The sequence below is a fragment of the Paractinoplanes tereljensis genome (assembly GCF_016862435.1).
GTDB lineage: Bacteria > Actinomycetota > Actinomycetes > Mycobacteriales > Micromonosporaceae > Actinoplanes > Actinoplanes tereljensis.
The window spans coordinates 24,719-47,336 of the sequence record NZ_BOMY01000030.1; the positions used below are offsets into that span (position 1 = coordinate 24,719).

Annotated in this window: 21 protein-coding genes; 10 read left to right on the forward strand and 11 right to left on the reverse strand. The window is 70.6% G+C overall.

Annotated features, from left to right (window positions below):
* Positions 1–43: 43 nt before the first annotated feature.
* Genes Ate02nite_RS21075 through Ate02nite_RS21085 form a run of 3 tightly spaced genes read right to left on the reverse strand, consistent with a single transcriptional unit; the run spans position 44 to position 3,189 of the window.
* The gene (locus Ate02nite_RS21075) at positions 44–1,261 is read right to left on the reverse strand and encodes an RNA polymerase sigma factor (protein WP_203808132.1); all 1,218 of its coding nucleotides are present in this window, start codon (positions 1,259–1,261) and stop codon (positions 44–46) included.
* Positions 1,258–1,581 carry a YciI family protein gene (locus Ate02nite_RS21080; protein WP_203808134.1) on the reverse strand — a complete coding sequence of 108 codons (324 nt, stop codon included), beginning with the start codon at positions 1,579–1,581 and terminating at the stop codon, positions 1,258–1,260. The genes Ate02nite_RS21075 and Ate02nite_RS21080 overlap by 4 nt, the downstream gene beginning before the upstream one ends.
* Before the next feature lie 30 nt (positions 1,582–1,611).
* Entirely contained in the window at positions 1,612–3,189 is a 1,578-nt protein-coding gene (locus tag Ate02nite_RS21085) for an MFS transporter (protein WP_203808136.1), read from the reverse strand.
* Positions 3,190–3,377: 188 nt separating this feature from the next.
* Between Ate02nite_RS21085 and Ate02nite_RS21090 the strand changes: the two genes are divergently transcribed.
* Positions 3,378–4,370 (forward strand): S66 peptidase family protein, encoded by a 993-nt coding sequence (locus tag Ate02nite_RS21090; RefSeq protein WP_203808138.1) that lies wholly within the window; start codon positions 3,378–3,380, stop codon positions 4,368–4,370.
* Between the two features lie 122 nt (positions 4,371–4,492).
* Here the strand turns inward: Ate02nite_RS21090 and Ate02nite_RS21095 are convergent, their stop codons facing one another.
* Positions 4,493–6,304: an anthranilate synthase family protein gene (locus tag Ate02nite_RS21095; RefSeq protein ID WP_203808141.1), complete on the reverse strand. Its 1,812-nt coding sequence runs from the start codon at positions 6,302–6,304 to the stop codon at positions 4,493–4,495.
* 170 nt (positions 6,305–6,474) lie between these two features.
* Entirely contained in the window at positions 6,475–6,693 is a 219-nt protein-coding gene (locus tag Ate02nite_RS21100) for a hypothetical protein (protein WP_203808143.1), read from the reverse strand.
* Between the two features lie 176 nt (positions 6,694–6,869).
* Between Ate02nite_RS21100 and Ate02nite_RS21105 the strand changes: the two genes are divergently transcribed.
* Positions 6,870–7,244: a response regulator transcription factor gene (locus Ate02nite_RS21105; RefSeq protein ID WP_203808145.1), complete on the forward strand. Its 375-nt coding sequence runs from the start codon at positions 6,870–6,872 to the stop codon at positions 7,242–7,244.
* 24 nt (positions 7,245–7,268) lie between these two features.
* Positions 7,269–8,129 carry a sensor histidine kinase gene (locus Ate02nite_RS21110; protein WP_203808147.1) on the forward strand — a complete coding sequence of 287 codons (861 nt, stop codon included), beginning with the start codon at positions 7,269–7,271 and terminating at the stop codon, positions 8,127–8,129.
* Positions 8,130–8,133: 4 nt separating this feature from the next.
* Here the strand turns inward: Ate02nite_RS21110 and Ate02nite_RS21115 are convergent, their stop codons facing one another.
* The 3 genes from Ate02nite_RS21115 to Ate02nite_RS21125 are packed head-to-tail and all read right to left on the reverse strand — an operon-like array spanning position 8,134 to position 10,925.
* Positions 8,134–8,763, reverse strand: a complete 630-nt coding sequence (locus Ate02nite_RS21115; RefSeq protein WP_203808149.1) for a DUF3159 domain-containing protein — start codon at positions 8,761–8,763, stop codon at positions 8,134–8,136.
* A gap of 33 nt (positions 8,764–8,796) precedes the next feature.
* Positions 8,797–10,290, reverse strand: coding sequence for a GGDEF domain-containing protein (locus Ate02nite_RS21120; protein WP_203808151.1), 1,494 nt, complete (start codon positions 10,288–10,290; stop codon positions 8,797–8,799).
* Positions 10,291–10,337: 47 nt separating this feature from the next.
* Positions 10,338–10,925, reverse strand: a complete 588-nt coding sequence (locus Ate02nite_RS21125) for a hypothetical protein (RefSeq protein WP_203808153.1) — start codon at positions 10,923–10,925, stop codon at positions 10,338–10,340.
* A 176-nt stretch (positions 10,926–11,101) separates the two neighbouring features.
* On the opposite strand from Ate02nite_RS21125, the gene Ate02nite_RS21130 reads away from it, so the two are divergent.
* Positions 11,102–12,403, forward strand: a complete 1,302-nt coding sequence (locus Ate02nite_RS21130) for a methyl-accepting chemotaxis protein (protein WP_203808155.1) — start codon at positions 11,102–11,104, stop codon at positions 12,401–12,403.
* 26 nt (positions 12,404–12,429) lie between these two features.
* Here the strand turns inward: Ate02nite_RS21130 and Ate02nite_RS21135 are convergent, their stop codons facing one another.
* Complete coding sequence (locus Ate02nite_RS21135; RefSeq protein WP_203808157.1) at positions 12,430–13,314, reverse strand: helix-turn-helix domain-containing protein; 885 nt, start codon at positions 13,312–13,314, stop codon at positions 12,430–12,432.
* 41 nt (positions 13,315–13,355) lie between these two features.
* Entirely contained in the window at positions 13,356–13,610 is a 255-nt protein-coding gene (locus Ate02nite_RS21140) for a hypothetical protein (RefSeq protein ID WP_239147565.1), read from the reverse strand.
* Between the two features lie 642 nt (positions 13,611–14,252).
* Here Ate02nite_RS21140 and Ate02nite_RS21145 point away from each other — a divergent pair.
* Together Ate02nite_RS21145 and Ate02nite_RS21150 are read left to right on the forward strand one after the other, a co-directional pair.
* On the forward strand, positions 14,253–16,238 hold the full coding sequence (locus Ate02nite_RS21145) for an endo-1,4-beta-xylanase (RefSeq protein ID WP_203808159.1): 1,986 nt from the start codon (positions 14,253–14,255) through the stop codon (positions 16,236–16,238).
* A gap of 79 nt (positions 16,239–16,317) precedes the next feature.
* On the forward strand, positions 16,318–17,826 hold the full coding sequence (locus tag Ate02nite_RS21150) for a M20/M25/M40 family metallo-hydrolase (protein ID WP_203808161.1): 1,509 nt from the start codon (positions 16,318–16,320) through the stop codon (positions 17,824–17,826).
* Here the strand turns inward: Ate02nite_RS21150 and Ate02nite_RS21155 are convergent.
* Positions 17,800–19,368, reverse strand: a complete 1,569-nt coding sequence (locus Ate02nite_RS21155) for a methyl-accepting chemotaxis protein (RefSeq protein WP_203808163.1) — start codon at positions 19,366–19,368, stop codon at positions 17,800–17,802. The genes Ate02nite_RS21150 and Ate02nite_RS21155 overlap by 27 nt on opposite strands.
* A gap of 88 nt (positions 19,369–19,456) precedes the next feature.
* On the opposite strand from Ate02nite_RS21155, the gene Ate02nite_RS21160 reads away from it, so the two are divergent.
* From Ate02nite_RS21160 to Ate02nite_RS21175, 4 genes are all read left to right on the forward strand, one after another.
* Positions 19,457–20,518 carry an NAD(P)/FAD-dependent oxidoreductase gene (locus tag Ate02nite_RS21160; protein ID WP_203808165.1) on the forward strand — a complete coding sequence of 354 codons (1,062 nt, stop codon included), beginning with the start codon at positions 19,457–19,459 and terminating at the stop codon, positions 20,516–20,518.
* The gene (locus tag Ate02nite_RS21165) at positions 20,515–20,970 is read left to right on the forward strand and encodes a DUF1275 family protein (protein ID WP_203808167.1); all 456 of its coding nucleotides are present in this window, start codon (positions 20,515–20,517) and stop codon (positions 20,968–20,970) included. Before Ate02nite_RS21160 ends, Ate02nite_RS21165 begins: the two co-directional genes overlap by 4 nt.
* A gap of 16 nt (positions 20,971–20,986) precedes the next feature.
* Positions 20,987–21,433, forward strand: coding sequence for a DUF6918 family protein (locus Ate02nite_RS21170; protein ID WP_203808169.1), 447 nt, complete (start codon positions 20,987–20,989; stop codon positions 21,431–21,433).
* Between the two features lie 169 nt (positions 21,434–21,602).
* Positions 21,603–22,598, forward strand: coding sequence for a LacI family DNA-binding transcriptional regulator (locus Ate02nite_RS21175; RefSeq protein ID WP_203808171.1), 996 nt, complete (start codon positions 21,603–21,605; stop codon positions 22,596–22,598).
* Positions 22,599–22,618: the final 20 nt, after the last annotated feature.

Genomic DNA, 22,618 nt, shown 5'->3' on the forward strand with positions numbered 1-22,618 from the left:
ACGCGCATTACCCACTTCGGCCGGGCCCGAAACGTCTCTGTCCTCAGGAGATCAGCTGATCGCGGCGGCGGGTCAGATAGGCGGTCTCGGCCGTGTTGCCGGCCAGGTCGATGGCGAGGTCGTAGGCCGCGCGGGCCTGGTCGTCGCGGCCCAGCCGGCGCAGCAGGTCGGCCCGGGTCGCGTGGTAGGCGTGGTAGTCGGCCAACCGGCCGGCGAGCCGGTCGACGGCCGCCAGCGCCACCTCCGGTCCGTCGAGTTCGGCGACCGCGACGGCCCGGTTGAGGGCGACGATCGGCGACGGATCGATCCGGAGCAGGTGGTCGTAGAGGGCGATGATCTGCGACCAGTCGGTCCGGGGCGAGGTGTGCACGGCGTTGATCGCCGCGAGGATCTGGTAGCGGCCGGGCGCCACCCCGGAGGCCAGCCGCTCGCGCACCAGCCGGTGTCCCTCGGCGATCAGCCCGCTGTCCCAGGCGTTGCGGTCCTGCCGGTCCAGGGTGACCAGTTCGCCGTCGGGCGAGACCCGGGCGGCCCGCCGGGCCTCGGTGAGCAGCATCAGCGCCAGCAGCCCGGCCACCTCGCCGTCGTCCGGCAGCAGGGCGCGGATCAGCCGGGCGAGCCGGATCGCCTCGGTGGTCAGGTCGTGCCGGACCGGATCGGTGTCCGGGCCGGTCGCCAGGTAGCCCTCGTTGAAGACCAGGAAGAGCACGGCGAGTACGCCGGACACCCGGGCCGGGAGATCCTCGGCCGACGGCACCCGGTACGGGATCCGGGTCGCCTTGATCTTGGCTTTGGCCCGGGTGATCCGCTGGCCCATGGCGGTTTCCTGGACCAGGAAGGCGCGGGCGATCTCGGACACGGTCAGGCCGCCGACCATCCGCAGGGTCAGCGCGACGCGGGTCTCCGGGGCGAGCGCCGGGTGGCAGCAGGTGAAGATCAGCCGGAGCCGCTCGTCGTCGACGGCACCGGTCGGCTCGGGCGGGCTGTCGTCGTACGCCATCTGTGCCTCCCTTTGCTTGTCGTCCCTTTTGTTCTCGCGCCGGATCCGGTCGATGGCCTTGCGGTTGGCGGTCACCGTCAGCCAGGCGCCGGGATTGGGCGGTACGCCGTCGGCCGGCCACCGTTCGACGGCGGTCACGAACGCCTCGGCCGTCGCCTCCTCGGCGATGTCGAGGTCACCGAACCGCCGGGCCAGGGCGGCGACGACTCGCGCCCACTCCGCCCGATGGGCCTGGGTGATCGCTTCCCGGAGATCGGTCACAGGAACGGCCGCACCTCGACCTTGCGGTTGCACGCCTTGGATCCCTCGGTGGCGAGCTTGAGCGCCACGTCGAGGTCGGCGGCCTCGATGATCCAGAACCCGGCCAGGAACTCCTTCGTCTCCACGAACGGCCCGTCGGTGATCAGCGCCGCGCCGCCGCGGTTGTCGACGACGGTGGCCGAGTCGGTGCCACCGAGGCCGCCGGCGAAGACCCAGTTGCCGTCGGCCTGGAGCCGTTCGTTGAAGACGTCGATGGCCGCCATCTCGGCCTCGTCGGCGTCGGGGGAACCTTCGGCGATCACGGAAAACAGGTACTGCATGACCATCTCCTCAGTAGGTGCTCACCCGTACTACGAACGCGGCGGCCCCGATCCGACCGGATGCAGCTCGGCACCTTCGGCCGGATCGTACGAGACCGTCAGCACCCGATCGGCCTGCAGATAGATGGAGAGATCGGCGGCGACCCGGTGCCGGTTCGCCGTCCCGGCCACCGCGATCGTCAGCGCGCCGGCGTCGACGTGCTCGACCAGCAGGAGGGCGTCCTGGCCGAGCATCTCCGGGTTCTCGTGGAGCGGGACCGCGACGACGCTGTGCCGGGGGAGCCGGACCCGGAGACCGGCCACCAGGCCGGCCGCGCTGAGCCCGGGCCGCGGCCGCTCGTCGACCCCGTAGACCACGACCAGCTCGTCACTGGTGGCCAGCTCGGCGAGGCCGGCCACCACGGCCGCCGCGCCCAGCCGGGTGTCCGGTTCGGCGAGGACCGCCACCGTCGTCGTGGTCGGGCTGGTCCCCGGCCGGAACCCGACCGCCAACCCCAAACCGACCCGGAGATCACGGGTACGGACGTACAGCATCGCGGCCAGCAGGACCGCGGCCAGCAGGGTCCAGCCCGCGGTGTACGAGTGGGTCAGCCCGTGCAGCCCGGCGAGCAGCAACGGCGGAATCAGCGCGCCCAGGGTGCCGGCCGCACCGGTCACCCCCATCACCGCACCCACGCTGTACGGCTGGGCGGCCTTGCCGATCAACGCGAGCAGGGCCCCACCGGCCAGCCCGTCGCAGACCGCGATTCCGGCGATCGCCGGCCAGAACCGGGGCGCCACCGCGACGATCACGCACAGGCCGGCGGCGATGCCGTAGCAGACCACCAGCAGCCGGACGGTCGGATGCCGGTCGGTCCACCAGCCGCCGGCCAGCCGCGCCACCGCGGCCGCGGCGACCACCGACCCGGTGACCGCGAGGGCGTGCGTCCACCCGAAATGGAGCGCCGAGGCCAGGTAGACCGGCAGGAACACGGCGATCGACACCATCCCGCTCAGCGCGACCACATAGAGCAGCGTCACCGACGACGTCGCGGCCAGCCGGATCAGCGTCACGCATTCCCGGATCGGCGACCCGCCACGACCGACCGGCGCGGGCTCCCGGATGAGCGCCGCCGCCACCCCGGCGAACGCCACCAGCAGCCCGCCGAGCAGCAGCGCGGTGAGCCGCCCTTCCCGGTCGAGACTCCAGGACACCAGCGAAAGCAGCAGGGCGAGGGCCACCCCAAGACCGAAAACCCCAAGAACAAGACCGCGCCGGCCGTACGGGAACAGGCGCGCGACAAGAGCGGCACCGACCACGAACGCCGCGCTGCCGGTGCCCGCGACCGCCCCGGCGACCACCACCGCGGGCAGCGAGCCGGCCAGGCCGAGCCCGATCACGGAGGCCGCGGCGACCAGGCTGACCGCGGGAAGCATCACCCGTACGCCGTACCGATCGGTGAGCACCCCGACCGGCGACCGGACGAGCGCCGCCACCAGCACCGGCAACCCGATCAGGGCCAGGTGCCAGCCCGGGGTGACCCCGAACCGCTCGTGCAGGTGCGGGCCGAGCAGGACCGAGGCCCGCAGGTTGAGCCCTAGCCCGATGGTCACGAGCACGAGCGCCATCGGGCCTCGGGAGAAGGCCTTCACCCGGCCATCAAAGCAGCCGCCACACGCCGGGTCCACGTACGTACACGAACGATGACACCGAGTTAAGATCGAGTTTCGCTGGGTAATGATCGATCAACTTGACTGTCTAGGGGAATCCCGGAAATGTTCGCCGCGTGAGGATCTCCCGCCGCACCCTTATCACCATGACAGCCGCCGGGGTCGCCACCGCCGCGTCCGCGACCTCCGCCTCTCCCGCGCAGGCGGGAGTCAGGCCGGTGGTCCGCCCGCCCGCGCTGCGCCCCGGCGACCGGGTAAGGGTGGTCGCCCCCGCCGGCGTGCCCGACACCCGGCTGGCCCGAGGCATCCAGATCCTGGAGAGCTTCGGCCTGGTGGTGGAGCCCGGCGAACACCTCTACGACAAGTACGGCTACCTGGCCGGCACCGACGAGGCCCGGCTGGCCGACCTGAACGCGGCCTTCCGCGACCCCGGCGTGCGCGGCATCTTCGCCGCCCGCGGCGGCTACGGCACCCAGCGGATCATCGACGGCCTGGACCTGGCCGCGGTCCGCCGAGACCCCCGGGTCTTCGTCGGCTTCAGCGACCTGACCGTGCTCAGTGGCCGGTTGTGGACCGCCGCAAGGCAGGTGAGTTTCTACGGCCCGATGGTGAACTGGACCGACTCACGGACCGGCCCCACCGAGATCGAGTCCCTGCGCAAGGCGGTGATGACCACCGACCCGATCGTGCTGACCACCGACCCGGCCGAGCCCAGCGCCGCAGTAACGGTCCCCGGCGAAGCAACGGGCACGTTGCTGGGCGGCAACCTGACAATGCTGCAGGCCAGCCTGCACACCCCGGACCTGCCGAACCTGCGTGGCGCGATCCTCCTGCTGGAGGACACCGACGAGGGCCCATACAGCTACGACCGCATGCTGACCCACCTGACCCGAGCAGGCGCGCTGAGCCACCTGGCCGGCGTGGCCCTGGGCCAGTTCACCAACGCCCCGGTGGTGGCCGGCCAGTGGACCGCAGCCCAGGCGGTGCAGGACCGCCTGTCCAAACTGGGCGTCCCGGTCCTGGGCGGCCTACGAGTAGGCCACGGCAACGGCCAGCTGACCGTCCCCCTGGGCACGAAGGCCACCATCAACACCACCACCAAAACCCTGACCGTCGCCCCCGGCGTGAAACCCGCCTGACCACTTGACGCGGTGGGAGGTCCGCCGGCTGGGGCCGGGCGGGGCTTGGCCGGCGGACCTGGTGGGGCCGGTGGTCCAAGCGGAGGCTCTCGATCCCCTTGAACCACCGGCCTATGGTTTTGCTACCCGTTCGTGGCGGGGCTAACCACACCGGACAGCAGCGGTGGCAGAAGCTCGGCCAGGATGGCCACGCCGTCTCGGCTCAGGACCGACTCGGGGTGGAACTGGACGCCGGCGAAGCCGGCTCCCCGCAGGGCGTGCACGGCGGCGTCGGCCGGGTCGGCGGCGATCTCCACCGGGCCGTACGGGGAGACCAGCAGCGACGTGTCGGCCACCGCGGCGAAGCTGGAGTAGAAGCCCACCCGGCGAGTCTGGCCGAACAGGTCCACATCCCGGGCCACGCCCTGGTAGGGCGAGTCGCGGCGGCGCAGCGGCAGGCCCAGCAGGACGGCCAGGATCTCGTGACCCAGGCAGACTCCCAGCGTGGGGATGTCGGCCGCCAGCAGGCCGGCCACCAGGTCGCGCATGGCGGCCATCTTCGGGTCGGTCAGGTCATCGGGGTCGCCGGGGCCGGGGCCGACCACGACCAGGTCGGCGGGGACGATCCCGGCGACCGCGGCCTGCCACGGCATCACCGTGACGGTCAGGCCCAGGGCCTTCAGCTGGTGGGCGAGCATCGCGGTGAAGGTGTCCTCGCCGTCGACGATCAGGGCGCTGCGGCCGGCCAGCGACGGGATGGTCAGTGCGCCGGGGGCGCGGGAATCCAGCCAGAAACGGGCGAGGTCGGTGTTCCGTGCGGCCAGCGCCGCCCGTACCGCTTCGGTCTCGGAGGGGCGTACGGGCAACGGAGCGTCACCGGAGGCACCCAGCGCGGCCAGGATCCCGGCCGCCTTGGTGTGGGTTTCCGCCACCTCGCCGGCCGCGGTGGAATGCCGGACCAGGGTGGCACCGACCGGGACCCGCAGGGTGCCGTCCAGCGAGATCTCGGCCGAGCGGATCAGGATCGGCGCGTCCAGGGTCTGCCGGCCCTGGTCGTCGTGGCCGAGCAGGGCCAGCACCCCGCCGTAGTAGCCGCGGCCGCGGCGTTCGTGCCGGGCGATCACCCGGCAGGCGTTCTCGATCGGGCTTCCGGTGACGGTGGGGGCGAACATGGTCTCCCGCAGCACCTCGCGGACGTCCAGCGCGCCCCGGCCGGCCAGCAGATATTCGGTGTGGGTCAGGTGCGCCATCTGCTTGAGGTACGGGCCGGCCACCTGACCGCCGTGCTCGGCCACCGTGGCCATCATCTTGAGTTCCTCGTCGAGGACCATGTAGAGCTCCTCGATCTCCTTCGGGTCGGCCAGGAAGTCGAGCAGGTCGCCACTGCCGTGCCGGAAGGTGCCGCTGATCGGGTTCATCATGGTGATCCCGTCGGCGACGCTGACGTGCCGCTCGGGGGTGGCGCCGACCAGCGTGCGGGTGCCGGTGTGCACCAGGAACGTCCAGTAGGTGCCCTGCTCGGCGGCGAGCAGCCGGCCGAACGCGGCGCGCGCGGCGGCTACCGGGTCGCCGTCGACCGACGCCTGGTAGACGCGGTGGATGACGAAGTTGGCGCCCTCGCCGTGGCCGATCTCGTCGCGCAGCACCTCCTCGACGATCTCGCCGTACTCGTCGTCGGAGAGGTCGAAGCCGCCGGGGTTGAGCGTCAGCGGCCCGGCCGGGAAAGCGGTCAGCGGCTCCTTGGAAAGGGCCGAGACCAGCAGGCATTCCAGCGGGGCACCGTCGTCGACGCAGTCGAAGCCGCGTTCGGCGATCTGGCGGTAGGGCACCACGGCGAGCGTGGGCAGGCCGTCGCGGATCGGGATGTCGGCGAGGGTGGCCACCGTGATCACGTCACCGGTGAGCACCTCGACGTGGTCGGCGCCGTCGCGGTGCAGCAGGGCGAACGGTTGCATTTGGTTTCCTCCGAAGGCGGGCGGTGCCGGCCGAGGCGGAGGGCCATGACGAAGAACGGCCGCCTCGGGGAGGCGGCCGCGATGGTTACGCGCGGGTGGGTGTGGCCGCCGGTTTGGCGGGCCACCACATGCTCAATCGCGCGTGCATGCCGACGAGCTTAGGGGCAGCGTCAGTGGAAAGCCAGCTGCACCGCGGTGCGGGCCCAGCGCATCCGGCCGGGGGCGCAGTCAGGATGCTCGCCGAATTCCTGCGCGACCAGCTCGGCGCAGCGCTGTTCGCCGATGCGGTCCACGGTGTCGGTCACCGCGGCCCGGATCAGCTCGGCGGGCAGCTGCTGGGATCGTTGGACGTGGGACAGGAAGAGCGCGTCGGACAGTACGGCGTTCATCAGGTCCTCCTCTGCCGGGTGGGCGTAGCGGCGTCGTTCACACCAGGAGACCGGTCCCAGGATGCAGGTTCGCTGCTGCACGGTTGCGGCTGGGTTGCACGATCGGACGGTGCTCACCCAAATAACGGGATATGGTGCGGTTTGGCAGGGAAGACGGGCCGAGCGAGGAGAAACCCGTGACGGTGGTGCTGGTCGCCGACGACGACGCCGACATCCGTGACCTGGTGGCATTCAAGCTGGAACAGGCCGGATTCGACGTGATCGCTGTCGAGGACGGTCAGACGGCCCTCGAACAGGCCCGCAGCCGTCAGCCGACGCTCGCCGTGCTGGACGTCTCGATGCCCGGCCTGTCCGGCATCGACGTCTGCCGGATGCTGCGGGCCGATCCGGCCACCGCCGGAATACTGATCATCATGCTCACCGCCCGCGTCCAGGAGCAGGACGTCGAGGGCGGATTCAGCGCCGGCGCCGACGACTACGTGACCAAGCCCTTCAGCCCCCGCGAACTCGTCTCACGCATCCAAGCGTTGCTGAGCCGGGCCCGGGCCTGATCGACCTCCTGGAGGGGCCCGCCGATGAGACGACCGGCCTGCGGCGCGGCCTTCCTCGCCGGCCTGGCCGGTGGTGGCGTGCTGGGCGCCCTGACGATGGCGCATCTGGCCAGCCGGATGCGGGCCGACGGCCGGCTCAAGGACGCCGAGACCGAGCAGTTGCGGCGCACCGAGGAAGAGTTGCTGGCCCGGCTCAAGGCCCTGGACGCCGCCAAGACCGACTTCATGGCGACCATCTCGCACGAGCTGCGCACCCCGCTTACCAGCATCTCCGGGTACGTCGAGCTGCTGCGCGACAGCGAACCGGACGAGCTGACCGACGGGCAGCAGCGGATGCTCGAGGTGATCGCCCGCAACGCCCGCCGGCTCCGCGAGCTGATCGAGGACATCCTCACCCTGTCCCGGATCGAGTCCGGCGGTTTCTCCAGCGATCAGGGCGAGGTGGACCTCGCCCAGGTGATCGCCAAGGCGATCACCGCCTTCGGGCCGGCCGCGGAGAAGGCGTCGGTCCGGCTTCATGTGGAGGTGCGCGGACCGCTGCCGCTGCGTGGTGACGGCGTCCAGCTGGACAAGGTGCTGGTCAACCTGATCGGCAACGCGGTGAAGTTCACCCCGCCCGAGGGCACCGTCACGGTGCACGCCGAACGGGCCGAGGACCACACCGTGCTCCGGGTCGCCGACACCGGCATGGGCATCCCGCCGGCCGAGCAGAACGCGTTGTTCGTCCGGTTCTTCCGGGCCACCAACGCGATCCGCCAGGCGATCCCGGGCACCGGGCTGGGCCTGGCCATCTGCCAGAAGATCGTGGACAACCACGGCGGCTCGATCGAGGTCGACTCGGCCGAGAACGTCGGCACGACGGTGACCGTGCGGCTACCCCACTAGGGCCTTAGTTGGTCTGCGGGTGCCGCAGGCCCGGGTGGTCGGCCGGCAGGGTCTTGCGGATCACCCACCAGCTCACCGCCAGGCACGCCGCGATCAGCGGCCAGGTCAGCGCGATCCGGGCCACGCCGAGCGCGACCACCTGGCCGGCCGCGTAGAGCGGCAGGAAGATGGCCAGCCGGATCACGTACTGCAGCACCCACACCCAGCTGGCCAGGCCGTACGACCGGAGCAACGCGGGGTCGCGCCGCCAGCGGGTCTTCTGCCCGAGCACGCCGCCGACCACCAAGCCGAGCAGCGGCCAGCGCAGCACGATGCTGACCGCCCAGGCCAGCGCGCTGGCCGCGTTGCTCAGCAGTTGAAGCAGGAAGAAGTCCTCGGCCTTGCCGGTGCGCAGCGCGATCAACGCGGCCACGCACACGCCGAGCAGGCCGATCAGCACCGCCCGGGGCTTGTCGCCGTGCCGCAGCCGCCACCAGCAGACGGCCAGGGCGCAGGCGACCGCGACGGCGGCGCCGGCCCAGATGGAACGCCCACCGGCCAGCCAGCCGAGCACGAAGCCTGCGGCCGGGAGGGTCGCGTCGATGGCCGCCCGCCGCCCGTTCAGCAACTCCGCCAGCGACTCCGGCTGTGCCATCCCGACCTCGTCCCACTCGAAAGTTAGGACATCCTAACTGCCTGCAGTCCGTCCAAGGGCGGCGGTGGGGTGGTTGGACGGGTGGAGGACGGCGTCACGCTCACGCCGGTGGGCGGCCTTCTCGGCGTACATCGCGGCGTCGGCCCGGCCGATCAGGGTGTCCCGGTCCATCGCCTCGCCGCGAATCGCGGACGCCATGCCGGACGAGACCCCCACCTTTACCCTCGCCGAACCAACCTCGATGGGGTCACCCAGCCGGCTCGTCAATCGCGAGGCCGGGGCGGGCCCGCGACGCAGCAGCACGAACTCGTCGCCGCCGATCCGGCCCACCACGTCGTCCGGCCCGGCCGCCACGGTCAGCCGGTCGGCCACCGCCCGCAGCACCGCGTCGCCGGCCTGGTGGCCGAACCGGTCGTTGACCGGCTTGAACCCGTCCAGGTCGAGCAGGATCACGGTGACCTCGTCGATCGTGCCGCGGTCCAGGTCGGTCAGGGCCCGGTCGATCTCGGCGACCACGTGCCGCCGGTTGGCCAGGCCGGTCAGCTCGTCGTGCAGGGCGTGGTGGGCCAGGGTCCGCTCGGCCCGGCTGCGCAACTGCGACATCTGCCGCAGCCGGGCCAGCACCAGCGGCACCGCGAGCATCGAGCAGACCGACAGCACCACGCTGGCGGTGTCGTCGCCGCGCACGCCCTGGATCATCGCGATCAGCGGGTTGGCGCACAGGGCGGCGCCCATCCAGAGCAGCGGCGGCCGCCCGTTCGGCTCCTCGCCGGGGCTGCCCGGGTCGGTGACCAGCGGCGCGGCCGGGTGCAGCACCGACCCGGCGATGGTCAGGTAGGCGATCATCAGCAGGATCGCGGTCGGGACCGCGCTGCCGGTGCGGGCGGTGAGCGTGCCGGTGATGTGCCCGCCGAGGGTGGCCGCGCAGGACACCACCAGATAGAAGATCGGCCCGCGGGCGGCCTGGGCCCGCCGCCCGATCCGGGTCAGGCAGGCGAGTACGGCGGCGAGCACCGCGATGTCGGTGAGGGCGAGCATCTCGCCGACCGGGGTGGCCGACGCGGTCAGCCGGGGCGCGATCAGCCAGGCCCAGGCCGGCCCGGCCACGCACACCCCGAACAGAGCCGCGTCCAGCAGGCCGGCCAGGTCGCCGACCCCCCGTTTGCGCAGTCCCGCGGCCGCACCGGCCAGGAAGACCAGGTGCGCGGTGGCGATTCCGAAGTCGGCGGCCCGGCCCTCGGCCCGGCCGAAGTGGTGCCCGGGAACCCAGTCCCACCAGAAGGCCATGCAACTGGCCAGGAGCACGAGTCCGACGGCGGAGGTGACCCAGGTGCGGCGGTCGGTGAGGTAGCCGGTGGCGAGGGCGCCGGCGAAGGTCGCGATCGGCAGGAGGGTGACCATCGCGAAGATGACCACGCGCAGGTGCGGACCGGCGGCGGCGTACGAGATCGCGGCCAGCACCGAGGCAGCGAGCACCCCGGCGTGCACCGGCCACGCCGGCGCGGTCGCCCGCGGCCACCTCGTCATTCCGTTCCCCCGTTTCGCACGTCGCTCGCCCATCGGCGAGCGCGGGGTCAGCTTGAGCGGATTCGGCGAGCGGTCAGCAGGATCCCGCTGAGCAGCGCCAGTTCGCCCAGGTTGCCCAGCCAGGGAACCAGGGTGGCGGCGCCGGCGAACATGGCCGCGGCGGCCAGGCACAGCCAGGGCGGGCCGCCGCGCCGCCAGGCGATCGCCCCGGCGACGATCAGGACGAGGATGGTCACGATGGCCGGCACCGGCGGCCCGGCCGCGGCGGCGTTGACGTAACGCAGGGTGCCGGCGTACGTCTCCGGTTCCAGCCGCAGCCGGATGATCTCGAAGTAGGCGCCGATCGCGATCAGCGCGCCGGTGAGCGTCCACACCCAAACCTTCCGCGGCCAGCCGAGGATCTTGAAGACGATCGGGATCAGTAGCGGCGTGAGCAGGGCGTGCGCGACGTACCGCGGCACCGAGAGGCCGAGCAGCAGGTCGCCGGCGCCGAACGCGGAGCCGGCCGCGATGACGAGGTTGTCCCAGACGAGCGCGGCCGCCACGACGGCCAGGGCGAACAGGCGAGCGCGGACCGCGACCACGCAGGCGGCCAGCATGGCGGCCGTCAGAACCCAGTACAAAGAGGTGATCACGTTTCCCTCTCGCAAACGTCGTTTCGCGAGAGTTAACCGGGCTCAGCCCGCTACCGCAATGGTCGATAGGTCTGAGGGATAGGCGAAACGCGAACGTTGGGGGCCAACCCTTCCCCACCCAGACCAAGACCTTCATCGACGGGAACGCCGCGTTCATCACCGGTGGCGACGGGGTCATGGCCGAGCTGCAGAAGAAGTCGCTCGGGCAGGCCGACGCGGCCACGGTCGACGCGCTGGACACCTCCTGGGGCTCGTTCACCGGCTCGGCCCAGTCGATGCAGCAGCAACTGCTCACCACCGTCCCGGCCGCCACCCTCTTCAAGATCGGCGGCGACCTCTACGCCGCCTACGCGGCCTTCTCGGCGGAGCTCGCCAAGGCCTCCACCACCGTCGACGCCGAGGCGACGGCGGCCGCGAAGTACCGGGCCGGCCTGATCAAGAAGGTCAAGTGGATCTTCGGCGGGGCCCTGGCGGCCGGCGTGCTGATCCTCGCGATCTTCGGCTACCTGGTCGGGCGCAACATCATCCGGCCGCTGGGCACCGCGGTCGACGCCCTGCGCCGGGTCGCCCAGCGCGACTACACCGTCGACGTCCCGGTGCGCGGCAAGGACGAGATCGCCCAGATGTCGTCGGCGCTCAACAACGCGGTCGCCGACATCCGGGAAGCGATCCGCGACATCGCGGGCGGCGCCCGCCAGCTGACCGAGTCGGCCGAGCGGCTCACCGTGATCAGCCAGGACGTCGACGCGTCCTCGGGGGAGACCTCCGGCCAGGCCGGTACGGTCTCCGACTCCAGCATCCTGGTCAGCGAGCGGGTCCGCGAGGCCGCGCAGGGCGCCGAGCAGATGACCGCGGCGATCCGGGAGATCTCCGGGAACACCACCACGGTCGCCCAGATCGCGATGGGTGCGGTCACCACCGCCCAGGAGACCACCAACGCGATGTCCAAGCTGTCCGCCTCGACCGACGAGATCGGCAACGTGATCAAGCTGATCACCGCGATCGCCGAGCAGACCAACCTGCTCGCCCTGAACGCGACCATCGAGGCGGCCCGCGCCGGCGAGCTCGGCAAGGGCTTCGCCGTGGTGGCCAGCGAGGTCAAGGACCTGGCCCAGAACACCACCCGGGCGACCGAGGACATCGGCAACCGGATCCTGACCATCCAGGGCGACACCGGTGCCGCGATCGAGGCGATCGGCCGGATCGCCGACGTGATCAACGAGATCAACCAGTACCAGGCCAGCATCGCCGGCGCGGTCGAGGAGCAGACCGCGACCACCAACGAGCTGAGCCGGCTGTTCGACGACGCCGCGCACGGCGCCGACGCGATCAACCAGTCGATCGGCCTGGTGGCCGCGACCGCGGCGCAGACCGCCGGCGGCGCGACCTCGACCCGGCAGGCCGCAGCCGACCTGTCGGCCCTGGCCGCCAGCCTCAACGGCGTGGTCGCGCGCTTCCGCGTGGACGCGGTCCGGTGAGCGCCGGACGTAGTTGACGCTGATAGTCAGTCGCGTTGGGGCTTCCGCAGCGCGTCGATGTAGAGCGCCTCGTAGTCGTCGAGCAAAGGCTCGATCTCGGTGGCGTGCTCCTCGAACATGGCAAACACCTGGCGATAGCTCTCGATGTCCTGGCGACTGCGAGAAATGAGCCCCGTGTTGTAAAGATCCACAAGCACAAGGTTGTCATCGAAAAGTGCGAATCCATGCAATGTGGGGATCTCGATCTCGGCGCCGTCCGGCACCACCATGATCTTCACGTTGGCGTGTCGTCGCACGATGTCGCGTAGGTGGTTGATCTGGGCCAGCATCTCCACGGCGGGATAGGTTCGCCTTTTCAGGGCGGCCTCGCCGACTATGAAATGGAACGACTTGGACCGATCGGCCAGGGCTTCCTGTCGTTTGACCCGAGCGGAGACCGCAGCCAGCAGGGCTGATTCGGTGAGATGGTCGCCGGTAGGCGAGACCAGACGTTGAAATGCCTGGAGGACGGCTTTCGCGTACCCGCTCGTCTGCAACGGGCCAGGCACCAATGCCGGCTCGAAGGCGCGCACTACGGAAGCGGTCGACTCCCAGTCGCTGATTGTCTTTTGTTGCCCGGCAAGGCCCGCCAATGCGGGCCGCCAGTCGGTCATCCGGTCATGAAGCTGAGCCGCGCGGTCCATCAGCGCCTGAGTGCGGCCGTCGTCCGCACCGAGCGCGCGAGCGATGGCGCCGACGTCCTCCGGGTCGGGCAGCCCTTTGCCCCGCTCTATCCGAGATATTTTGGGCTGACTCATGCCCACGGTGGCAGCGAGCTCAGCACCGGTGAGCCGCTTGGCCCGGCGCATTCGCGCGAGGATGACGCCGACGGGCTGATCTTCGTCATCGGAAGTGCCCAGAGAGTTCGGCATCCGGGCACTCCCTTCGTATCGAGGCGAAAGCTGCTGGCCGGTCAGGAGAGGTTGCGAACAGCATCCGTCAAGAGGTCGAGCGGGATCTCCACCAACATTTCCCCTTCGGGGACATCGACGCCCGCGCGTTCCGACGAAACGGGGTAGCCCTGAACCACCACCGTGCCAGAACCGCTCGTATAAACCGTCGGGCACGCGCCGGCGGAGCACAGGTTGGCTATGGGCCGCAACGGGGCGAGCGATGGTTCAGCGTCGTCCGCCTGGCTGCTGCGCAACTCTGGAGAGAAAATATTCACTGAAGAACCATATTCAAGTTGGGGGGTTCGTCAAGGCAACACGCAGAAAATGCTGGCCATTAGGATGCATGCTAGCAAGTTGCTTCCTGGCAGTCTGCCATCTCGCCGCTCGATGCGCGAGATCCTCTGACGCATGGTGAATCGCCGTGGAAATTCACAGACCGTGAATAGACACTCGGGATAATCGCATCCGAGCTCTTGGTGGTGGTCATGACTGAAAAGGCGCCGCGGGATCCTCGACTCCTGGCGGGGTCGCACCTCCCGCCGAACCGGCCGGAGGTGCCCCGCTGGAAGTCGGTCCTGCTCATGCTGTTTGCTGCCGCGATCGTCGGGGGAGCCGCGGGGCTGTTGTCGCATGCCGGCGGCAACAACATCCCGGCCGCGATCCTCACTGGCGGAGGTGCATTCGCCGGCACTGTCGGACTCCTCTTGGCGATAGCTCACTACGCCAGCGCGAGATGAGGTCGGCCGAAGGGCGGTCATGACCTCCTGTGTCGCGGCACCGATCCCTCGGTTGATGTCGCCGTTATTAACAGGGTGGTAGGCGCGTAACCCGTCGGCATTGTCTTGGGAGCGCTCCCATGTAACGATGTCCGTCAATTATTGCCTCCGCGTACACCCACCCCCAGAAGGAGCCCGCAGATGCGCGCTCTCGCGCGGCTGACCGTAGCCACCACCCTGATCGCGGTCTCCGCCGCCGCGATCGCTGTCGCGACCCATGCGGACGCGGCCGACACCCCCGCCCCCGTCACCGTCATCAGCAAGGACTTCGAGGACGGCACCGTCCAGGGCTTCACCGGGCGCAACGCCGAGGTCCTCGCCGCGAGCACCGCGCAGGCGCACGACGGCACCCGCAGCCTCAGCGTCACCGGCCGCACCGCCACCTGGAACGGGCCCGCGCTCAACGTGCTCAGCACGTTCGTGAAGGGCACCTCGTACACCATCTCGGTGTGGGTGCGGATGGCCGACGGCTCGGACAACGCCCGGCTCAGCGTCGAGCGTCGGCTGGCCACCGTCGCCAACTACGAGACCGTGGTCGGCAACACCGCCGTCACCAACGGCGGCTGGGTCAATCTGACCGGCCGGTACACGCTCTCCACCGACGTCGACTACCTGTCGTTCTACGTCGAGACCGCGTCCACCACCGGGTCGCTCTTCCTCGATGACGTGACGGTCAGCTACACCCCGGCCGTGCCGATCCAGACCGACATCCCGAACGTCAAGAGCGTGGTCACCGAGTTCCCGGTCGGGGCCGCGATCACCGGCGCCGAGATCCTCAACGAGCACGGGCAACTGCTGAGCAAGCACTTCAACTCGGTCACCCCGGGCAACGCCCTCAAGTGGGACGCCACCGAGCCCACCGAGAACACCTTCAACTACACCCAGGCCGACCCGCTGATCACGTACGCCAAGGCGAACGGTCTCGCCATCCGGGGTCACACGTTCGTGTGGCACAACCAGACACCGGCCTGGGTTTTCCAGCGAGCCGACGGCACCGCGATGACCGGCACCGCCGACGACAAGACGCTGCTGCTGTCCCGGCTGACCAACCACATCCGCAACGTGGGCGGCCACTACGGCAGCTCGATCGGCACCTGGGACGTGGTCAACGAGGTGATCGACGAGTCCCAGTCGGACGGCAACCGGCGCAGTTCCTGGTACAACATCGCCGGGCTGGACTACATCCGGACGGCCTTCAAGGTGGCCCGCGAGGTGCTGCCGAACGCGAAGCTGTGCATCAACGACTACAACACCAACGTGGCCGCCAAGCGCGACTTCCTCTACAACCTGGTCGCCACGCTCAAAGGCGAGGGCATCCCGATCGACTGCGTCGGGCACCAGATGCACATCAACGTGAGCTGGCCGACGGTGGCCGACACCGAGGCGATGATCCAGAAGTTCGTGCCGCTCGGCGTCACCCAGCAGATCACCGAGATGGACGTCAGCATCTACACGTCCAGCTCGGAGACCTTCCCGACGCCGCCGGCCGACCGGCTGCTGTCCCAGGCGTACAAGTACCGGGACATGTTCGCGCTGTTCCGCAAGTACGCGTCGGCGATCTCCTCGGTGACGCTGTGGGGCCTGGCCGACGACAACACCTGGCTGGACACCTACCCGGTGAGCCGCAAGGACGCGCCACTGCTGTTCGACACCACGTTGCAGGCCAAGTCGGCGTACTGGGGGGTGGTGGATCCCACCAAGATCGGCACGACGACCACGGCCCCGACGTCGCCCACGGTCTCGCCGTCCAGTTCCAGCACCGGCAACCCGACCGACTCGCCCAGCCCGAGCGCGTCGTCCGGAGCCAACTCCTGCTCGGTCACCTACCGGGTGACCGGTAGCTGGCAGGGTGGCTTCCAGGGCGACGTGAAGCTCACCAACACCGGCACCGCGTCGTACGCCACCTGGCGGTTGAACTGGCAGTTCACCGCCGGTCAGACGATTACCCAGCTGTGGAACGGCTCGGTGACGCAGAATCAGAACGCGGTGGCCGTCTTCAACGCGTCCTGGAACGGCGTGGTGCCCCCCGGTGGTTCGGCGTCCTTCGGCTTCCTCGGCTCCTGGACCGGCAGCAACCCGGCGCCGACCGGCTTCTCGATGAACGGGAACGTCTGCACCGTCGCCTAATTCGATGCACGTCGATATGCTGCGCGAACGGTCCTCCGCCACAGCGGGGGACCGTTCCGCCGTCGACACAGGAGGATTCGTGCGCAAGGCAGCGATACCCGCAGCGGCCCTGTTACTCATCGGCCTCGCGGCCACCCCCGCGGAAGCCGTCGACAAGATCAATAGCAAGAAGCTCCGGGACGCCGTGACGGTCAACGGCATCCTCGGCCACGAGCGCGTCCTCCAGCGCATCGCGAATCAGAACGGCGGCACCCGGGCGTCCGGCACCACCGGCTTCACCGCCTCCGCCACCTACGTGAAGGACACCCTGCGCGCCGCCGGTTACCGGGTGAGCGAGCAGGAGTTCACCTTCCCGTTCTTCCGCGACCTGGCGCCGGCCACCCTGGCCCAGACGTCGCCGGCCGCGACGACCTACGCCACCGACACGTTCACCTACTCCGGCAGCGGCACGGTCACCGGCACCCTGGTGCCGACCACCGACGTCCAGGTGCCGCCGCCGGCCACGCCCGGCGTCACCTCCGGGTGCGAGGCGAGCGACTTCCCGCCGGCCGGCGACGCCCCGGCGGTGGCCCTGATCCAGCGCGGCACCTGCACGTTCGCGATCAAGGCCACCAACGCGATCGCGGCCGGTTACGACGCGGTGATCATCTTCAACGAGGGCCAGACCGGGCGGACCGCGCTGGTCACCGGCGACCTCGGCCAGGTCTTCGGCGTGCCGATCATCGGGCTCAGCTACGCCGACGGCGCCGCCCTGGTGACCGCGGCCCAGGCCGGGCCGGTCAGCGTGCGGGTCAGTACCTCCACCGAGACCGACCTGACCGCGAAGACCAGCAACATCCTGGCCGAGACGCCCGGCGGCGACCCCGACAAGGTGCTGGTGGTCGGTGCCCACCTCGACTCGGTGGTCGACGGGCCGGGCATCAACGACAACGGCAGCGGCCTCTCCACTATCCTGGAGACCGCCAAGCAGCTCTCCGCGCTGAAGGTCAAGCCCCGCCAGAAGATCCGGTTCGCGTTCTGGGGCGCCGAGGAGGGCGGCCTGCTCGGCTCGGAGCACTACGTAGACACCCTGCCCGACGCCGACCTCGCCAAGATCTTCGCGAACCTGAACTTCGACATGGTCGGCTCGCCCAACTACGTGCGCTTCGCCTACGACGGCGACGGCTCGGCCTTCCCGGGCACCTCCGGCCCGCCCGGCTCCGGCGAGATCGAGACGATCTTCCACGACTACTTCACCGCGCAGGGCCTCGCCAGCGGCGAGAAGGAGTTCAACGGCCGCTCCGACTACGGCCCGTTCATCGCGGTGGGCATTCCGGCCGGCGGTGTCTCCAGCGGTTCGGACGGAGTTAAAACCCAAGCCGAGGCCGAGGTGTACGGCGGGACCGCCGGCGTCATCTACGACCCCTGCTACCACAAGGCCTGCGACACCATCACCAACGTGAGCACGAAGGCGCTCGCCGAGCTGGGCGACGCCGCCGCGCACGGCATCTACACCCTGGCCCTGACCAAGTCCGGCTTCTTCCCGGACGGTTCACGCCGGGCGCTCGCCAAGCGTGGACCGTCAGCGATAGCTGAATCGGCCTACTAGCTTCTGCAGATCGCCGGCCAGTGCGGCCAGGTCCGCCGCGGCCTGCTGGCCGGCGAGCACGCTGCGGTTGCTGTCCCCGGCCGCGCCGGACACGTGCGCCACGTTCCCGGCGATCCGCACCGCGCCGGTCGCGGCCGTGGCCACGTTCCGGTTCATCTCGGCCGTGGTCGCGGTCTGCTCCTCGACCGCCGACGCGATGGTGGTCTGCAGCGCGTTGATCCGCTCGATCACCTCGCTGATCCGGGTGATCGCCTCGACCGCGTTGCGGGTGTCGGCCTGGATCGCCAGCACCCGCGCCGAGATGTCACCGGTCGCCTTGGCCGTCTCCTGGGCCAGGTCCTTCACCTCGCCGGCCACCACCGCGAAGCCCTTGCCCATGTCACCGGCCCGGGCCGCTTCGATCGTCGCGTTCAGGGCCAGCAGGTTGGTCTGCTCGGCGATCGCGGTGATCACCTTGACCACCTCGCCGATCTCCTGCGAGCTGGCGCCGAGCTTGCCGACGGTGTCGGCGGTGTCCGCGACCACCGCCACCGCCTCCGCGGTGACCTGCGCGCCCTCGGTGGTGCTGCGGGAGATCTCGTGGATGGACAGGGCCATCTCGTCGGCGCCGGCCGCCACCGTCTGCAGGTTGCGGGACACCTCCTCGGCCGAGCCGTTGGCCGCGCTCGCGCCGTCCGCGACCACCGCGGCGCTGGTGGCCACCCCGTCGGTCACCGCCGACAGGTCGGCCGAGCTGCGGGCCAGCGTGGCGGCGCCCTCGGCCAGCGCGGTGACCGTCTCGCGCACCGAGGTGGTGGCCTTGTTGACCGAACCGGCCATGGTGCCGATCTCGTCCCGGCCGCGCACGTCGATCTCGCCGGTCAGGTCGCCGGTCGCCACCGCCTCCATCGCGTCGGCGACCACCCGCAGCCGCCGGGTGATCGACCGCGCCACCAGCAGCGCGACCAGGATGCCGATCAGCATCGCGACGGCGAGCGTGGTCAGCACCTCGGCGCGGGCCGCCGTGTAGCGCTCGCGGGCCTTCTTCACGGCCGCGTCGGCGCTCGCCTCCTCCTCGTCGGCCAGCGCGCTGACCGTGCTCTCCATGCCGGTCAGCACGGCGTCCAGGTCGGCGGTCGGCGCGCGGCCGGCCTTGGCGTCGTCCAGGGCTGCGGTGAACTGCTCCCAGTAGTCGATGAAGCCGGCGAACGTCGTCTCGGCCGTCGTGCTCTTCGGCTGCGAGCGGTAGATCTCGAGTGCGTCACCCAGGTCGGCCACCGCGGCCGCCTGCACCTCGGCGGCGGCCGCCTTGGCCTCGGCACTCGCGGCGTTCTCCGTCGCGGTGGCCGCCCAGCGGTTCATCTGCGACTGGGCGCCGCGCATGTCGCCGAGCAGGTTGAGGTTGGTGACGTTGGTCTCGCGGATCTCGACCAGGCGCTCGTCCATCTCGCCCATCCGCTGCACGGCCAGCACGGTGGCCACGGCGACGATGACCGAGGCGATCAGCACCGCCGCGAGGATCTTGCTGCGTACCCGGAGGTTGCTGAACCACCGTGACACCACGTTGCCGCCCCTCGCCGAAAGCCTCTAAAGATCTGATCGGCCCGACCTGACGATCGGATGAGCCTTCGCGGCGCAGCAGAATGTGACCATGGTGATCGAAGCGGATGTGGTGGTGATCGGTGCCGGCATGGCCGGGGTGTCCGTCGCTTACGAGCTGGCCGGTGAGCACGCGGTGGTGCTGCTGGAGCAGGAGAGCCAGCCCGCCTACCACACCACCGGGCGGTCGGCCGCGATGTTCCTGGAGAGCTACGGCGGGCCGGAGGTGCGGGCGCTGACCGCGGCCAGCCGGGCCCGCTTCGACGAGGCGGGTGGCCTGCTCAGCCCGCGGTCGCTGCTCTGGGTGGCGCCCGGCGACCAGCTGGCCGAGCTGTCGGCGCTGGTCGCCGCGCAGCCGGAGCTGGTGCCGCTGAGCCCGGCCGAGGCGGTCGCGCGCTGCTCGGCACTGCGGGCCGACTGGATGGCCGGGGCGCTGCTGGAGGAGAACGCGTCGGAGATCGACGTGCTCGGCCTGCACCAGTTCTACCTGGGCGGGGCCAGGCGGCGCGGGGCCACCGTGCTTGTCGACGCGGCCCTGCGCGGCGGGCGCCAGGAGAGCGGCCGGTGGGTGCTGGACACGGCGGCCGGGCCGGTCAGCGCGGCGGCGGTGGTCAACGCGGCCGGTGCCTGGGCCGACCGGGTCGCGGCGGCCCTCGGCGTACCCCCATTGGGCATGCGACCGCTGCGCCGGACCGCGGCGGTGGCCCGGGCCACCGGGGTGGATCGCGGCTGGCCGCTGGTCGCCGACCTGGGCGAGACGTTCTACTTCCGGCCCGAAGGGGCCGGGGTGCTGGTGTCACCGGCCGACGAGACGCCGAGCGAGCCCTGCGACGCGCGGCCCGACGACCTGGACGTGGCCCTGGCCGTCGAACGCGTCAACGAGGCGACCACGCTCGGCCTGCGCTCGGTGGTCACGGCCTGGGCCGGGCTGCGCACGTTCGCGCCCGACCGCAAGCCGGTGGCCGGCCCCGACCCGGCCGCCCCGGGCCTGTTCTGGGTGGCCGGCCAGGGCGGTTACGGCATCCAGATCGCCCCCGCCCTGGCCCGGATGGCGGCCGGATCGGTCACCGGTGGCGCCGTCCCGCACGCCCTCTCGGTGGCCCGCTTCCGATGAGCGTGACCTCCGGGCGGGCGATGGCGCTGGCCGCGACGGCCGGGTCGGTCGACCTGCTCGCTCTCACCGTGCTGGGTGGTGCGTTCGCCAGCATCGTCACCGGCAACCTGGTGACCATCGGCTTCGCGCTGGGCGCCGGGGTTCGCTCGGGCCGGCGTTGCGGCAGCTGGGGGCCCTGGTGGCGGGGGCGGCGGCCGGTGCGGCCCTGCTCGCGACCGTGCGCTGGGCCGCCGCCCTGGTACCAGTGGTACTTCTGGGTTCGGCTGTTCTGGTGGGACTGCGGCGCGGGCGTTCCGCAGATGCGGATGACCGGCGGCGGTAAGCGGCGACACGGGCCACCTAAAGCAGACGGACGGTCAGCCAGGACGGCCACCCCAGCTGAAGATCAACTCAGTAATCCGGACTACTCTCCCAGCCGAGCGAAAACCTGGCGGCGGGTTAATCGGCACTAAAGGAGCCTAAATCTCTATGTACTCCAACCTTTCCGACATTCTGCAGGTAGACGGCGCGCTGAAGGCGATCACGGCGGACGCCCAGGCCCTGGTCGAGTCCGAGCTCGCCAACAAGTCCGGCGTCTCGGCGGCTGCGGTGAAGCTGGCCTACAAGGCGGTCACCTCGTTCGCGCCCGGTTACTACGCGCAGACCGTCGAGCTCATGGTGCCGAACATGCTGAGCCAGCTGCAGCCGTTCTGGAGCGACTTCCAGGCGGCCGGCGGCGGCACCTTCGGTGACTACCTGGTCAAGCGTCAGGACGAGGTCGGCCCGGCCCTGCTGAAGGTCACCGACGACATGGCCAAGGACTCGGACAAGCCGGTGATCGTCAAGGCCTACAAGGCGGTGCGCGGCAGCGCCGAGAAGCACATCGAGGCGGCCATCCCGGCCGTCGGCGGCCTGGTGGAGAAGTACGCCGCCTGATCGTCCCGAGAGATGGGCCACGCCGACCGGCGTGGCCCATCTTTTTTTGATCAAAAACAGAGATCGCCAACGTTTTCATCGATTCTGAAAACGATCAACGTCGATGCCTTGACATCTGTCCGAAATGGATTTCAAACTAGCCGTTAACCGACGACGAAAGAGGTCGGCAATGGCGGTGACGATCAAGGATGTGGCCCGCGCGGCCGGCGTCTCGGCGTCGACCGTCACCCGTGCGCTCACCATGCCGGCGCTGGTCCACCCGGAGACCCGCGATCGGGTCCGCCGCACCGCCGAGAGCCTCGGCTACCACCCCAACCGGGCCGCCCGCGGCCTGATCACCGGCCGCACCGGCAACCTCGGCCTGCTCGTGCCCGACCTGGGCAACCCGTTCTTCCCCAGCGTGGTCAAGGGCGTGCAGGCGCGTGCGCACGAGGCCGACTACGCGGTCTTCCTGGCCGACACCGACGAAGATTCGGCCGCCGAGATCGGCCTGGTGCGCAAGCTGTCCAAGCAGGTCGACGGGCTGCTGCTGTGCTCACCCCGGATGACCGACGACGAGCTGCGCACCCTGGTCGGGGACACCCCGATGGTGCTTGTCAACCGCCGGCTGGCCCGGGTGCCGTCGGTGATTCCCGAGCTCCTCGACGGCATGCGCCAGGCGGTCAGCCACCTCACCGCGCTGGGCCACCGCCGGATCGCCTACGTGGCCGGCCCGCGCAGCTCCTGGGCCAACCGCGAGCGGGCCCGCTCGGCCCGCACGGTCGTCGCCGCGGCCGGCGCCGAGCTGGTCGAGATCGGCAACGTGGCGCCGCAGTTCGAGGGTGGGGTGGCCGCCGCCGACCAGGTGCTGGCGGCCGCCGTGACCGCGGTGATCGCCTACAACGACCTGGTCGCGCTCGGTCTGCTCAACCGCTTCACGGCCCGCGGCATCGCGGTGCCCGGCGACCTGAGCGTGCTCGGCTTCGACGACATCCCGCTGGCCGCCATGGTCCATCCCGCCCTCACCACCGTCGCCCTGCCCAAGGAGCAGGCCGGTCGCGCCGCGGTCGACCTGCTCCTGCAACTCCTGGCCGAGCCGGACCGCTCCCCGGCGGCCCGCCGCGAGCTGCCCACCCAGCTGATGGTCCGCGCCTCCACCGGCCCGCCCGGGACCGCCACCGACTGACCCCCGCTCCTGCCGCCGAA